We start from the raw sequence: 14076 nt of genomic DNA, 5'->3' as shown, positions 1-14076 counted from the left end.
GAGGACTGGCCTACCCGAAGGTGCCGGATCTTACAACCCGGCGCACAGTCGGAGGTACAGTGAGCAAATCCGATGAACATGCTTGCCAGACTCCTGTACAAAAAAGGGCTGGTAGCCTACCCGAAGGCGCCGAGTCTCACAACCCGGCGCCATGGTTATTGCGCTCGCAGGGGACAACAGGGCGAGCGGGGTGCCTGTCTGCGCAGGAGACAGAGGGAGTGGCGCCCTCTGTCCTTCATCGCTGCGGGGGAGGGGTTACTCCACCTCGTTGTCGCTGCGGCCCTGGCTCTCTATGGCCTGGATGTTGCCGAGGGTGGTGTCGGCGATGGCGTGCAGCGCCTCCCGGGTCAGGAAGGCCTGGTGACCGGTGAACAGCACGTTGTGGCAGGCGGAGAGGCGGCGGAAGACGTCATCGGTGATCACCTCGTTGGACTTGTCCTCGAAGAAGAGATCTTCCTCCTCCTCGTAGACGTCCAGCCCCAGGGCGCCGATGCGGGAGGTCTTGAGGGCCTCGATGGCGGCGTTGGAGTCGAGCAGGCCGCCCCGGCTGGTGTTGATGATCATCACCCCGTCCTTCATCTTGGCGAAGGCCTCCTTGTTCAGCAGGTGGTAGTTCTCCTTGAACAGGGGGCAGTGCAGGCTGATGACGTCGGACTTGCGCAGCAGGGTGTCGATGTCCACGTACTCGGCCCCCAGATCGATGGCCGCCTGGTTCGGGTAGGGGTCGCTCACCAGCAGGCGCATGCCGAAGCCCTTGAGGATGCGCAGGGTGGCGATGCCGATCTTGCCGGTGCCTATGATGCCGGCGGTGCGGCCGTGCATGTTGAAGCCGACCAGCCCCTCCAGGGAGAAGTTGGCGTCGCGGGTGCGCTGGTAGGCCTTATGGATGCGGCGGTTGAGGGTCATCATCAGGCCCACCGCGTGCTCGGCGACCGCCTCGGGGGAGTAGGCGGGTACCCGCACCACTTTCAGACCCAGCTCCTTGGCGGCCACCAGATCCACGTTGTTGTAACCGGCGCAGCGCAGGGCGATGACCTTGGTGCCGTTGGCGGCCAGCTCGGTCAGCACCTCCCGGTCGGCGTCATCGTTGACGAACAGGCAGACCACGGGGAAGTGATGGGCGAGGCGGGCTGTCTTGGCCTCCAGCCGCACGTCGAAGAACTCCAGCTCGAAGCCGTACTGGCTGTTGGCCTGATTGAAGTGTTCCTTGTCGTAGCTCTTGGTACTGAAAACGGCGACTCTCATGGTGCGCTCTCCGCAGATAATGATGTGGTTAAATTACAACAAATAGTGACCGTCATCACGGGATAAATGGTGGGGATTCAGCCCCACGGCATGATGGGGACGGCGCTCACTGCGCTCTTGTACGAACCATCCACCAACTTGGTGCTGTAAGTCAGATAGACCAGCGCATTGCGCTTCTCGTCGTAAAAACGCACCACCTTCTGCTCCTTGAACACCAGGGAGGTGCTGACGTCGAACACCTCTTCCCCGGCTTTGAGCTTGGCGGGCAGGGTGATGGGACCTATCTGGTGGCACGACAGTGAGGCGTGGGAGGGATCTTCCGCCAGCCCGAGACCGCCCTTGACGCCCCCTGTCTTGGGGCGGGCCAGATAGCAGGCGACGCCGGCTATCTTGGGGTCGTCGAACGCCTCCACCAGGATCTTGTGATTGGGGCCGACCAGCTTGAAGGCGGTGCTCACCTCGCCGACGGGATCGGCCTTGTCGGCCAGCGCCGGGCCGGCAAACAGCATGCCCAGCAGCAGAGGCAGGGCGCGGGTGAGGGGGGAATAGTGTGTCATGGTTTCTCCTTTGGACTCCCTCAGTAGGGGATGCCCAAGCGACGATAGAGGCTGGCCAGCACCCAGGCGGGGCCTACCAGCAGAAATTGCAGGTCGGCGAGGAAGGAGGGGCGCTTCCCCTCTATCCGGTGGCCGACGAACTGGGCTACCCAGAGCAGCACGAAGCCGAACAGGGCGGGCCACAGCAAGGGTCCTTGTCAGCTGTGGCAGAAGGCCAGCCCCAGCACGGTCAGCGCCGCCATCCCCACGAACAGGGCAAACGACAGTTGCAGGTAGAAGGCCAGCACCGGAATGGCAACCAGCGCCGCCCAGTTGAGGGACGGCGGCAACGGGCCTGCCGGCAGGCACCAGAGCAGGGCCAGGGTGCAGAGGTAGATACCGGGCACCGCCACCTTGTGGATGGCCACATTGACCGGGTGCCGGTGGCTCTGGCCGTAGTCGCTGAACCAGTTATCGAGTCGTTTCATGGCACCTCCCTGGTGCTGCGGTTGAAACCGGCCCGCTTATTCCCTGCGAGCCGGTGGTCAGGGACTCACGCCCTTTGTCGCGGTGGAAAGTCCCAGCGCCAGTGCGCCGGAATCCCGGTGTTACTGCCCTTGCCTGGTGGGGCAGTCCCAGCAAATAGGGCTCCGGAATCCTGGCGTTACTGCCCTTGCCTGGGGGACAGTCCCAACAGATAGGGCTCCGGAGTCCCGGCGTTACTGCCCTTGCCTGGGGGGACAGTCCCAACAGATAGGGCTCTGGAATCCCGGCGTTATTGTCCTTGTCTGGGGGGATAGTCCCAATATTGGGCTGGAATGCTCCTGAGCAAGGGGGTCATGTCCGGGTTGGGCAGGGAGATGGTGACCCGCTGTTCCAGATTTGCGCTGGCCAGGGCCTCGCGCACCCTGGGATTCTCGTGGAAGAACTTCATGAAGCTGCCGTCGGCATAGGCCCGCTCCAGTCCTGTCTGGATCGCCTTGGCCAGCTTGGGAGACTCTGGGCTGACGAAGAAGAACTCGGCGAAGGGGTAGCGGATCAGCAGGTGCTGCTCTATGGCGAGATTGGGGTACAGGGCCGCCAGCTCACGGCGTTCCGCGAAGATCTCCACCAGACCGCGGGGAAAGAAGTCGAGCTTGTCGCCGTCGTTGATGAGACGGAACAGGTTGCTGTAGCGCCCCGCATAGGTCGCTATGCCCGCCTGCTCCAGGATCTTGTTGTCGGCCCAGCCGACCCCCTGGGCCGCCTTCAGCTGCTTGAGATCCGCCAGGGTGTTGACCTGGTTGAACTTCTCCTGGGCATCGCCGTGAATGAACGACAGCCGCAGCCCTTCCAGGCCGCGGAACAGCGGAATGGGGACGGGGATCAGGGCGGATTCGAGGGCGCTGGAGGTACCCATCCAGAACACATTGATGGTTTTGCCCTTGCGCAGCTCCTGCTGCAGGGTGAACTGATTGAGATTGAGGTCGACCCGCTCCAGCTTGTAGGGCTGCCCGGCACGGTCGAGTGCCAGCTCCAGCAGCTTGAGCTGGTATTCGCTGTCGAGGTCATTGATCGGTCGGCTGGGGACCTTGACGGTGAGAGTCTGCGCCTGTGCCAGCAGCGGCAGGCACAAACACAGCTTGATGAGCCATTTCACGCTCTGATCTCCTGTAGAGTCCGGGACTTGCCCGGAGTCTAACAGAAGTTGTCACGCTCTTGCTGTGAAGCCGCGAACAAGGCTCATGTGCGGCCCGGCATGCTCGTCTGTCTAGACGGACGCCGCTGCCTGTGCACGGCCTTGCCTGCAGCCCGGTGCAACAAGGTGGTGACGGTTCACTGGCGTATCAGGCGACACGGCGGAACACGTGGGTGTCGTTGAATTCCTTGGTGCTCTGGCACTCGACGCAGAAGCGGGACTCAGGACGAGCCTGCAGCCGCTTGAGAGAGATCTCGTCACCGCAGGATTCGCAGTAACCAAAGTCTCCTTCATTGATACGTTTCAACGCCCCTTTCAGCTTGCGCAGATGCAGCTTGTCGTGCTCGATGCGGTTCAGCTCCAGACGGCGGGCCTCCTCGATGCTGGCACGATCAATTTCATCGGCCATCTCGTTGGTATCGGTGGCGATGGCCTGGCTGGCTTGGGAGTTGAGACGCTCTTCGAGCTCGAGGATTTGTCGCTCGATCTGACCCTTGTAAAAGGCCAGTTGGTCTTCAGTCATGAAATCACACATAGGGTTTGCTACCAGTCAGTTTCCCAATTTTTCCCATTTATGGGGGCTGTCGGCCCGCAGACCAAGCCCCTGTAGTCCGATTTGCACCAAATCCATGCAGGAGAGTGCAAATCAGGGCGGGCCTTGTACCAAAAAAATGCAGGTATGCAAAGAGAATTGGATAAGGATTGTGCGCCCTTGCAAAGAAATGGGCCCGCTCCGACAGGGGCTGACTGAGTATCGAGCAGGTTCTGTCCAGCCTTGGCATCGGGCTTGCAGTAGGCTGATCGTGACACAGGGTGTTTAGTATTTGGTGCCGCATTGGTCATTATACCGGCCGTTGTTTATAGTTTTTTAAACACCACTGCTTGACAAAGGCCTTTATCACGGGCTTTTATGGTGAGGTCGATTACATTTTCTTAACAAGGGTGTTCCTTATATTAGACACCCTTGCCAATGACAACCGTAGAGTCGGGGTTTAACATGGACAGTATCAAGGGCTGGATGGAGAGCAATCGCATCACGGAAGTGGAGTGCCTGTTCCCGGATTTCACCGGCAATGCCCGAGGCAAGATCATTCCAGCCAACAAGTTTCTGCGCGAAGGGGGCATGCGGCTGCCCGAGGTCATCTTCACCCAGACGGTGACCGGCGAGTACCCGGATGATGACAGCATGATCGACCCGCTGGAGCGGGACATGCAGCTCTATCCCGATCCCAACACCATTCGTTTCGTGCCCTGGGCACTGGAGCCCACGGCTCAGGTGATCCACGACTGTTTCGACATCAATGGCAAGCTGATCGACATAGCGCCGCGCTCCGTGCTGCGCCGGGTCTTGTCATTTTACGAGAAGCAGGGCTGGAAGCCGGTAGTGGCCCCCGAGCTCGAATTCTATCTGGTCAAGCGCAACGAAGACCCCGACTATCCGCTGGTGCCGCCGGTGGGCCGCAACGGCCGCCCCGAGACGGCTCGCCAGTCGTTCAGCATCGATGCTGTCAACGAATTCGATCCCATCTTCGAGGACATGTACGACTACTGCGAGGCCCAGGAGCTGGAGGTGGACACCCTGATCCACGAGTCCGGTGCCGCCCAGATGGAGATCAACTTCCTGCACGGTGACGCCATCGATCTCGCCGATCAGGTGTTCCTGTTCAAGCGCACCATGCGGGAAGCGGCCCACCGTCACGGCATCTATGCCACCTTCATGGCCAAGCCCATGAGCGACGAACCTGGCTCCGCCATGCACATCCACCAGAGCCTGGAAGACGCCGAGGGGCGGAACCTGTTTGGCACCAGCGAAGGGGGCAACTCCGCCCTGTTCATGCACTTCATCGCCGGACTGCAGAAGTACACTCCGGCAGTGACTGCCCTGCTGGCGCCGAACGTCAACTCCTACCGCCGCCTCACCTTCGGCGAGAGCGCGCCGCGCAACGTGCAGTGGGGCGTGGAAAACCGCACCTGCGGCCTGCGGGTGCCCTTCTCGGAGCCGAGCGCGCGCCGGGTCGAGAACCGCTTCGCCGGGGCCGACGCCAACCCCTATCTGGCGCTGGCCGCCACTCTGGCCTGCGGTTACCTCGGCATGCTGGAGAAGCTGGAGCCCATGCAGGAGATGAAGGCGAGTGCCTATGACCTGCCCTACAGCCTGCCCCGTTCCCTGGAGGAGTCGCTCAGCCATCTGGAGCAGTGCGAGCCCATCAAGGACATGCTGGGGGAGCGCTTCATCCGCGCCTTCGTCGCTGTCAAGCGCAAGGAGTACGAGACCTACTTCGGGGTGATCAGCCGCTGGGAACGGGAATTCCTGCTGCTGAACGTCTGACCCGTCTCGGGAGGGGCAGAGGTCCCTCCCGTCACTCTCAAAGCAAGATGGCACTGGCTCGTAAGGGGCGGCCGATGGCGCCCGCTCGCGGCCGCACCGTGCCCGTGGGCCAGCCCATGGATGCCTGCACGAAGATCGCTTACATCGAAGGAGCCGAGGAGCAAGCAATGCAGCATTCCGCCCGTGAGTAGCAGTGACCGGGAGAGTGCCAGCCACCCTCGACATTGACGAATAAACATCGCTTACATCGAAGGAACCGAGGAGCAAGCAATGAAGCAGACCACCCGCGAGTGGCAGCAACTGGATGCCAGCCACCACCTGCATCCCTTCACCGACTTTCAGGCCCTGAACAAGAAGGGCAGCCGCATCATCACCAAGGCCGAGGGGGTCTATCTGGAAGACTCCGACGGGCGCCGCATCCTGGACGGGATGGCGGGCCTGTGGTGCGTCAACCTGGGTTATGGCCGCCAGGAGCTGGTGGATGCCGCCACCAAACAGATGCAGCAACTGCCCTATTACAACCTCTTCTTCCAGACCAGCCATCCCCCTGCCGCCGAACTGGCGACCCTGCTGGCCGAGATCACGCCGCCCCATCTCAACCATGTCTTCTTCACCGGCTCGGGCTCCGAGTGCAACGACACCGTGCTGCGCATGGTGCGCCACTACTGGGCCAGCAAGGGGCAGCCTGACAAGCAGGTGATCATCAGCCGCCACAATGCCTATCACGGCTCCACGGTGGCGGGCGCCAGTCTGGGCGGCATGAAGGGCATGCACGCCCAGGGTGGCCTGCCCATTCCTGGCATAGTCCACATCGATCAGCCCTATCACTTCGGCGAGGGGGAGGGCATGAGCGCCCACGAGTTCGGCCTGGCCCGTGCCCGTCAGCTGGAAGAGAAGATCCTGGAGCTGGGGGTGGACAAGGTGGCTGCCTTCATCGGCGAGCCTATCCAGGGGGCTGGCGGCGTCATCATTCCGCCCGACAGCTACTGGCCCGAGATCCAGCGCATCTGTGACCAGTACGGCATCCTGCTCATCGCCGACGAGGTGATCTGCGGTTTTGGACGCACCGGTCACTGGTTTGCCAGCGAAGGGTTCGGTATCAAGCCTGACCTCATGTGTCTGGCCAAGGGCATCACCTCGGGCTACCTGCCGATGGGGGCCGTGATGGTGGGCGACAGGGTCGCCAGGGTGCTGGTGGAAGAGGGGGGCGAGTTCAACCACGGCTTCACCTACTCCGGTCATCCGGTGGCCTGCGCCGTGGCCATCGCCAATATCCAGCTTATGCAAAGTGAGAGCATAGTTAAGCGCGTCCATGATAGTATCGGCCCCTATTTGCAGCGCCGCTGGAGCGAGCTTGCTGATCACCCGCTGGTGGGAGAAACCCGGGGTAAAGGCCTGGTCGCCGCGTTGGAAATAGTGCAGGACAAACAGACGAAACGCCGTTTCCCGGCCGAACTGCACGCCGGGATGGCGTGTCGGGAGTTCTGTTTTAACAATGGCTTGGTGATGAGGGCTGTCGGCGATACCATGATCATATCGCCCCCCTTGGTGATCACCGAGGAACAGGTGGATGAATTGGTCAAACTGGCCAGGCTCAGTCTGGATCTGACGGCTGCAAAGCTGCAGGAATAGGCTGAAACCGGGCAGATTGGCTTACGCATACAATTTGCTTAGGAGACAAGGACTATGTCTTTTAAAAAGGGAATGATGGCTGCTTCCGTGGCGCTGGTCATGATGAGTACCGGGGCGATGGCCGACGAGAAGGTGCTGCACGTCTACAACTGGAGCGACTACATAGCGCCGGATACGCTGGAAAACTTCCAGAAGGAGACGGGCATCAAGGTGGTGTACGACGTGTTCGACAGCAACGAGGTGCTGGAAGCCAAGTTGCTGGCGGGCAGTTCGGGTTATGACATCGTCGTTCCGTCCAACCCCTTCCTGGCCAAGCAGATCAAGGCAGGCGTCTTCCAGAAGCTGGACAAGTCCAAACTCTCCAACTGGCAGAACATGGATGTCGATCTGCTCAAGGCGCTCGAACCGAGCGATCCGGGCAACCAGTACTCCATCCCTTACCTGTGGGGCACCATTGGCTACGCCTATAACGCCGAGAAGGTGAAGGCCGTGCTGGGTGCCGATGCGCCGGTCAACTCCTGGGATCTGGTGTTCAAGCCGGAGAACATGGCCAAGTTGAAGGAGTGCGGTGTCTCCTTCCTCGACTCACCGACCGAAATGCTGCCGGCCGCCCTGCAATACCTGGGCTTCAAGCCGGATAGCCAGAAGCCGGACGAGTTGAAGAAGGCAGAGGAGCTGTTCCTCTCCATCCGCCCCTATACCGCCTACTTCCACTCCTCCAAGTACATTTCGGATCTGGCCAACGGCAACCTGTGCGTGGCAGTGGGTTACTCAGGTGACCTGCAGCAGTCCAAGGCACGTGCCGCCGAAGCCAAGAACGGTGTCAGCCTGACTTACACCATTCCGAAAGAGGGGGCCGGCAGCTTCTTCGACATGATCGCCATCCCGGCGGACGCCAAGAACGTCGAGGCAGCCCACACCTTCATCAACTACCTGATGAAGCCGGAAGTGATCGCGAACATCACCAACGTGGTGCAGTTCCCGAACGGCAACAAGGCAGCGACTCCGCTGGTGGACGAGGCGATCCGAAACGATCCGGGCATCTACCCGACGGCGGACACCCTCAAGAAGATCTACACCTTCCCGGATCTGCCGGCCAAGGTGCAGCGTCTGATGACCCGCAGCTGGACCAAGATCAAATCAGGTAAGTAAGTGACGAGTACCCCTCCCGGTCCGCAGTTCGGCCGGGAGGGTGGTGACCACCCGACAGGTTGGACGGCGCGTATGGATGCGCGACTGGCAAAATCACACAAACGAGGACTGATACGTGCACATGACCAAGATGGCAACGCTGGCCCTGACCCTGGGGTTTGCAAATCTGACCCAGGCAGCCCCTGTGGTTCATTTTTACAACTGGTCCGATTATATCGGCGAGACCACCCTCAGTGACTTTCAGCAGAAGACCGGGATCAAGACCGTCTACGACGTGTTTGACTCCAACGAGACGCTGGAGGGCAAGCTGCTGACCGGACGCACCGGTTACGATCTGGTCGTGCCTTCCAACAATTTCCTGGCCAAGCAGATCAAGGCGGGGGCCTTCCAGAAGCTGGATCCCGCCCTGCTGCCCAACCTGAGCAACCTGGATCCCCTGCTGCTCAAGCAGCTCGACAAGGTGGATCCGGGCCATCAGTACGCCGTGCCCTATCTGTGGGGCACCAACGGCATCGGTTACAACGTCGAGAAGGTGAAGGCCGTGCTGGGGGTCGACAAGATTGACTCCTGGGCGACCATCTTCGAGCCGGAAAACATGAAGAAGCTCTCCCATTGCGGGGTGGCCTTCCTCGACTCGGCGGACGAGATGATCCCGGCTGCCCTGAACTACCTCGGCCTCAATCCCAACAGCCACGATCCTGCGGATCTCAAGCGTGCCGAGGAGCAGTTGCTCAAGGTGCGTCCCTATGTGACCTACTTCCACTCCTCCAAGTACATAGGGGATCTCGCCAATGGCGACATCTGTGTGGCGGCGGGGTTCTCCGGTGACATACTGCAGGCGGCGGCCCGGGCCGACGAGGCGGGCAAGGGGATCAAGATTGCCTACAGCATCCCCAAGGAGGGGGGCAATCTGTGGTTCGACATGATGGCGATCCCCTCCGATGCCACCAACGTCAAAGAGGCTCACGCCCTGATCAACTACATTCTCGAACCTGAAGTCATCGCCAAGGTGAGCGACTACGTGGGCTACGCGAACCCGAACCTCAAGGCGGGAGAGTTCATGGACAAGGCCGTGCGCGATGACGAGTCAGTCTATCCCCCCCAGGCGGTGCTGGAGCGTCTGTATGTGCAGGAAGCACATCCCCGCTCGGTGCAGCGCCTGATCACCCGGAGTTGGACCAAGATCAAGTCCGGAACCTAACCTTGGCGCCCATCCCGGGGCGCCAGATTGTATTGATGGATCGGCCCCGGCCGGTATCACCTTTGGGAGTTTGGTAATGGCGATAGCCTCCAGTGCCTACAAGAAAGCCCTCGAGGGCAGCCAGCAGCGTAAAGAAGTGCTGGTCAAAATAGACAGGGTAAGCAAGCAGTTCGACGAAACGCTGGCGGTCGATAACGTGTCTCTCAACATCCACAAGGGCGAGATCTTCGCCCTGCTGGGTGGTTCAGGTTCCGGCAAGTCCACCTTGCTGCGGATGCTGGCCGGGTTCGAGCGCCCCACCGAGGGGCGGCTGTTCCTGGATGGGGTCGACATTACCGACATGCCGCCCTATGAACGTCCCATCAACATGATGTTCCAGTCCTACGCCCTGTTTCCCCACATGACGGTGGCGCAGAACATCGCCTTCGGCCTCAAGCAGGATGGCCTGCCCAAGGCAGAGGTCGACGCCCGTGTGGAGGAGATGCTCAAGCTGGTGCAGATGACCCAGTATGCCCGCCGCAAACCGCACCAGCTCTCCGGTGGTCAACGCCAGCGGGTCGCCCTGGCCCGGTCGCTGGCCAAGCGCCCCAAGCTGCTGTTGCTGGATGAGCCCATGGGGGCGCTGGACAAGAAGCTGCGCTCCAAGATGCAACTGGAGCTGGTGGAGATCATCGAGCGAGTCGGCGTAACCTGCGTCATGGTGACCCACGATCAGGAAGAGGCCATGACCATGGCGGAACGGATCGCCATCATGCACCTCGGCTGCATCGAGCAGATCGGCAGCCCGATGGACATCTACGAAACCCCGGCCAGCCGGCTGGTGTGCGAGTTCATCGGCAACGTCAACCTGTTTGACGGCCTGCTGGTGGAAGATGAGCAGGACCACGCCACCATCGCCTGCGCGGATCTGGAGCAGCCCATCTACGTGGGCCATGGCATCAGCTCCCGTGCCGAGAACAAGAAGGTGACCTATGCCCTGCGGCCGGAAAAATTGCTGATGAGCCTGCACAAGCCGGAGGAGATCGAGCATCCGGACTTCAACTGGACCAAGGGTGAGGTCTATGACATCGCCTATCTGGGCGGCCACTCGGTTTATCACATCCAGCTGCCTTCGGGCAAAATCGTTCAGGCTTTCATCGCCAATGCCGAACGCCACGGCAAGCGGCCAACCTGGGATGACCAGGTGTTCCTCTACTGGGAAGATGACAGCGGCGTGGTGCTGCAATCATGAAGGCATTGAGACGACTCAAGCAGATGGGGGGACGCCAGCTGGTGATCGGCATCCCCTTCTTCTGGCTCTTCCTGTTCTTCCTGCTGCCCTTCGTCATAGTGGTGAAGATCAGCTTCGCCGAAGCGGATGTGGCGATCCCGCCCTACACCGACGTGATGAGCTGGGCCGACAATCAGCTCACCATACTGCTCAACATGGGCAACTACCTGCTGCTGCAGGAGGATGAGCTCTATATCGCGGCCTATCTGGGCTCCCTCAAGATGGCCTTCATCAGCACCCTGCTCTGCCTGCTGATCGGCTATCCCATGGCCTACTCCATCGCGCGGGCCAACAAGGAGACCCAGACCGTTCTGCTGCTGCTGATCATGATGCCGACCTGGACCGCCATCCTGATCCGGGTCTACGCCTGGATGGGGATCCTCAGCAACAACGGCCTGCTCAACAGCTTCTTGCTGGGGATTGGGGTGATAGACGAGCCCTTGCAGATCCTCAACACCAACCTGGCGGTCTACATCGGCATCGTTTACTCCTACCTGCCGTTCATGGTGCTGCCGCTCTATGCCAACCTGGTCAAACATGACCAGAGCCTGCTGGAGGCGGCCTCCGATCTCGGCGCCCGCAACCTGACCCGGTTCTGGCAGATCACGGTGCCGCTCTCCAAGAACGGTATCATCGCCGGTTGCATGCTGGTCTTCATCCCCGTGGTGGGCGAGTTCGTCATCCCCGAGATGCTGGGCGGCCCGGAGACCCTGATGATAGGCAAGGTACTGTGGCAAGAGTTCTTCAACAACCGCGACTGGCCGGTGGCGTCCGCCCTGGCAGTGGTGATGCTGGCGGTGCTGATCATTCCGATCATCCTGTTCAACCGCAACCAGGCCAAAGAGCTGGAGGGGAAAGTATGAGGCGCTTTGGTTTTGCCAAGCTGATGCTCTGGCTGGGGCTGCTGTTCATCTACCTGCCCATGATCATCATGGTCATCTACTCCTTCAACGCCTCCAAGCTGGTGACTGTGTGGGGGGGCTGGTCGCTCAAGTGGTACTTCGGTCTGCTCGACAACAAACAGTTGATCGGCTCCGTGTTCCGCTCCCTGGAGATCGCCTTCTACACCGCCATCGCCGCGGTGGCGCTGGGGACAGTGGCGGCCTTTGTGCTGACCCGGATCCCGCACTTCCGTGGCCGTACCCTGTTTGGCGGCATGGTGACGGCACCCCTGGTGATGCCAGAGGTGATCACGGGTCTGTCGCTGCTGCTGCTGTTCGTGGCCATGGCCCAGCTGGTGGGCTGGCCCGCCGAGCGGGGCATGCTGACCATCTGGATTGCCCACACCACCTTCTGTACCGCCTATGTGGCGATCGTGGTGTCGGCCAGGCTGCGGGAACTGGATCTCTCCATCGAGGAGGCGGCCATGGATCTTGGCGCCAAGCCGTGGAAGGTGTTCTTCCTCATCACCATCCCGATGATAGCCCCGTCACTGGCGGCGGGGGGCATGATGTCGTTCGCCCTGTCGCTGGATGATCTGGTGCTGGCGAGCTTCGTCTCCGGCCCAGGTTCCACTACCCTGCCGATGGAGGTCTTCTCGGCGGTGCGGCTCGGGGTGAAACCCGAGATCAACGCGGTGGCGAGCCTGATCCTGCTGTCGGTGTCGCTGTTCACCTTCGGCAGTTGGTACCTGATGGCGAGGGCGGAGAAACGCCGCCGCGCCGAGATTGCCATGACCACCCAGATGCAGGCCGTCGCCTGACCCCGGGGCTGTTGAGGCGGTCACGCGGCTTGCGCTGACGGCTCAACAGCCCCTAAGATCCGCATTCTCTCATCCGTCAGGAGCATGGAATGCGGATCTCCCTCTTTATCGGCCAGAGCGCCGAGATGAATGCCGAACTCGCCCCCGGACTCGTCAGTGCCATCGACAAGCATGAGGCAGGCCATCCCCTGTGGTGCAGCTTCTCGGGCCTGGAAGGCGATGAGCAGAGCGACAAACGCCATCACGGCGGCCCGGACCGCGCCCTGCACTATTATCCCGCGGATCACTACCCCTGGTGGAAGACTTGGCAAACCGCGCTGGGCCTGCCTACCCCCCGAGCCTCCTGGCAGCCGGCGGCCTTTGGCGAAAATCTCTCCGGCCTCGGATTGACCGAGGCGCAGGCCTGTATCGGCGATGTCTATCGCCTCGGCGCCGCCCTGGTCCAGATCAGCCAGCCGAGATCCCCCTGCTTCAAGCTCAATCAACGTTTTGGCTACTCGCACCTCTCTCAGGTGATGCAACTCACCGGTCGCTGCGGCTGGTTGCTGCGAGTGCTGGAGGAGGGGCGAGTGGATCCGGTGGATGAGCTGCTGCTGATGGACAGGCCCTATCCAGAGCTGACGGTGAAGCGCACCGCCGACATCCTGTTCAATCAGGCCCGCCACGAAGGAGACCTGCGACTGCTGCTGGAGAACCCGGCGCTCTCTCCCAATTGGCGGCAGCATGCGGCCCACTGGCTGGAGCACGGGGTCGTTGCCGATTGGAGTCGGCGTCTGCTGGGACCAGCCGAGTTTCAGCTGCCGCCAAAGGCGTAACCGAGTACTGGGATGAGCCCGGTGCCCCTGATCGCCATGAAACGCTGGATTATTGAGCGTAAAGCCCTTTTTTTACGGCAGATGTAAAAAAAGGCTTGTGTCATGTCGGGGCTTTCGGTAAATTCTCGCCCCGCAGACATCGGTGTGTAGCGCAGCTTGGTAGCGCACTTCGTTCGGGACGAAGGGGTCGGAGGTTCGAATCCTCTCACACCGACCACATTGGAAAAGGCCGCTCATCTAGCGGCCTTTTCGCTTTTGGAATGCCCAGGTGCCATGAGGCATCTCCCCTGCATCTCCTCGTCATTGTCCTTCCTTGTCTGATCCATCATCCCTCATGCAAAGGCATGCTTCCCGGGACGGTCACGCGCATCCGGTTCACCCCCCCTTGAGCCGGGCACCCTGCTCCTCCACCGCCTTTGCCAGCACCAGACGTTCATCGACGGATCCCCTTCAAACGGCAATCCCCCTGTGGTGGCTCCTCGACTCGACGTGCACATGGCGCGTCGCACTGACAGT

12 protein-coding genes, 1 tRNA gene and 1 pseudogene are annotated in these 14076 nt (G+C 61.1%); 9 read left to right on the top strand and 5 right to left on the bottom strand.

Going from position 1 to position 14076, the window contains the following annotated elements; translation table 11 throughout:
• Window positions 1–255: 255 nt before the first annotated feature.
• From KW824_RS16525 to KW824_RS16505, 5 genes and pseudogenes are all read right to left on the bottom strand, one after another.
• On the bottom strand, window positions 256–1245 hold the full coding sequence (locus KW824_RS16525) for a 2-hydroxyacid dehydrogenase (protein ID WP_042649200.1): 990 nt from the start codon (window positions 1243–1245) through the stop codon (window positions 256–258).
• Between the two features lie 77 nt (window positions 1246–1322).
• Window positions 1323–1802: a CreA family protein gene (locus KW824_RS16520; protein ID WP_218410345.1), complete on the bottom strand. Its 480-nt coding sequence runs from the start codon at window positions 1800–1802 to the stop codon at window positions 1323–1325.
• Window positions 1803–1822: 20 nt separating this feature from the next.
• A pseudogene (locus KW824_RS16515) lies at window positions 1823–2269 on the bottom strand (DUF962 domain-containing protein).
• Between the two features lie 287 nt (window positions 2270–2556).
• Window positions 2557–3420, bottom strand: coding sequence for a hypothetical protein (locus tag KW824_RS16510; RefSeq protein WP_218410344.1), 864 nt, complete (start codon window positions 3418–3420; stop codon window positions 2557–2559).
• Between the two features lie 187 nt (window positions 3421–3607).
• Window positions 3608–3994: a TraR/DksA C4-type zinc finger protein gene (locus KW824_RS16505; protein ID WP_005328486.1), complete on the bottom strand. Its 387-nt coding sequence runs from the start codon at window positions 3992–3994 to the stop codon at window positions 3608–3610.
• Between the two features lie 462 nt (window positions 3995–4456).
• Here KW824_RS16505 and KW824_RS16500 point away from each other — a divergent pair, with 462 nt between their 5' ends.
• The 9 genes from KW824_RS16500 to KW824_RS16460 all read left to right on the top strand — a co-directional run bounded on the left by KW824_RS16500 (window position 4457) and on the right by KW824_RS16460 (window position 13777).
• A complete protein-coding gene (locus KW824_RS16500; protein WP_005328484.1) occupies window positions 4457–5788 on the top strand; it encodes a glutamine synthetase family protein in 1332 nt (443 codons plus the stop codon).
• Between the two features lie 270 nt (window positions 5789–6058).
• Entirely contained in the window at window positions 6059–7420 is a 1362-nt protein-coding gene (locus tag KW824_RS16495; protein ID WP_218410343.1) for an aspartate aminotransferase family protein, read from the top strand.
• A 54-nt stretch (window positions 7421–7474) separates the two neighbouring features.
• Entirely contained in the window at window positions 7475–8572 is a 1098-nt protein-coding gene (locus KW824_RS16490) for an extracellular solute-binding protein (protein WP_139438034.1), read from the top strand.
• Window positions 8573–8693: 121 nt separating this feature from the next.
• Complete coding sequence (locus KW824_RS16485) at window positions 8694–9773, top strand: polyamine ABC transporter substrate-binding protein (RefSeq protein ID WP_282101263.1); 1080 nt, start codon at window positions 8694–8696, stop codon at window positions 9771–9773.
• 76 nt (window positions 9774–9849) lie between these two features.
• Window positions 9850–11004: a polyamine ABC transporter ATP-binding protein gene (potA, locus tag KW824_RS16480; RefSeq protein WP_005328474.1), complete on the top strand. Its 1155-nt coding sequence runs from the start codon at window positions 9850–9852 to the stop codon at window positions 11002–11004.
• Entirely contained in the window at window positions 11001–11906 is a 906-nt protein-coding gene (locus KW824_RS16475; RefSeq protein WP_025328720.1) for an ABC transporter permease subunit, read from the top strand. Before potA ends, KW824_RS16475 begins: the two co-directional genes overlap by 4 nt.
• The gene (locus tag KW824_RS16470; protein ID WP_025328719.1) at window positions 11903–12745 is read left to right on the top strand and encodes an ABC transporter permease subunit; all 843 of its coding nucleotides are present in this window, start codon (window positions 11903–11905) and stop codon (window positions 12743–12745) included. The genes KW824_RS16475 and KW824_RS16470 overlap by 4 nt, the downstream gene beginning before the upstream one ends.
• A gap of 89 nt (window positions 12746–12834) precedes the next feature.
• Entirely contained in the window at window positions 12835–13560 is a 726-nt protein-coding gene (locus KW824_RS16465) for an MOSC domain-containing protein (RefSeq protein ID WP_218410342.1), read from the top strand.
• A gap of 140 nt (window positions 13561–13700) precedes the next feature.
• Window positions 13701–13777: transfer RNA gene (locus KW824_RS16460), tRNA-Pro, on the top strand.
• Window positions 13778–14076 lie beyond the last annotated feature (299 nt).

It is taken from the genome of Aeromonas sp. sif0611 (assembly GCF_019218845.1).
Classification (GTDB): Bacteria; Pseudomonadota; Gammaproteobacteria; order Enterobacterales; family Aeromonadaceae; genus Aeromonas; species Aeromonas media.
The sequence above is the reverse complement of the archived record's forward strand: the minus strand, read 5'-3'. Positions and strand labels throughout refer to the sequence as shown.

Bases quoted from the DNA above. Each gene is read 5' to 3' on its own strand.
- KW824_RS16525 (WP_042649200.1), bottom strand. From the start codon at position 1,245: ATGAGAGTCGCCGTTTTCAGTACCAAGAGCTACGACAAGGAACACTTC.
- KW824_RS16520 (WP_218410345.1), bottom strand. From the start codon at position 1,802: ATGACACACTATTCCCCCCTCACCCGCGCCCTGCCTCTGCTGCTGGGC.
- KW824_RS16505 (WP_005328486.1), bottom strand. From the start codon at position 3,994: ATGTGTGATTTCATGACTGAAGACCAACTGGCCTTTTACAAGGGTCAG.
- KW824_RS16500 (WP_005328484.1), top strand. From the start codon at position 4,457: ATGGACAGTATCAAGGGCTGGATGGAGAGCAATCGCATCACGGAAGTG.
- KW824_RS16495 (WP_218410343.1), top strand. From the start codon at position 6,059: ATGAAGCAGACCACCCGCGAGTGGCAGCAACTGGATGCCAGCCACCAC.
- KW824_RS16490 (WP_139438034.1), top strand. From the start codon at position 7,475: ATGTCTTTTAAAAAGGGAATGATGGCTGCTTCCGTGGCGCTGGTCATG.
- KW824_RS16485 (WP_282101263.1), top strand. From the start codon at position 8,694: ATGACCAAGATGGCAACGCTGGCCCTGACCCTGGGGTTTGCAAATCTG.
- potA (WP_005328474.1), top strand. From the start codon at position 9,850: ATGGCGATAGCCTCCAGTGCCTACAAGAAAGCCCTCGAGGGCAGCCAG.
- KW824_RS16475 (WP_025328720.1), top strand. From the start codon at position 11,001: ATGAAGGCATTGAGACGACTCAAGCAGATGGGGGGACGCCAGCTGGTG.
- KW824_RS16470 (WP_025328719.1), top strand. From the start codon at position 11,903: ATGAGGCGCTTTGGTTTTGCCAAGCTGATGCTCTGGCTGGGGCTGCTG.
- KW824_RS16465 (WP_218410342.1), top strand. From the start codon at position 12,835: ATGCGGATCTCCCTCTTTATCGGCCAGAGCGCCGAGATGAATGCCGAA.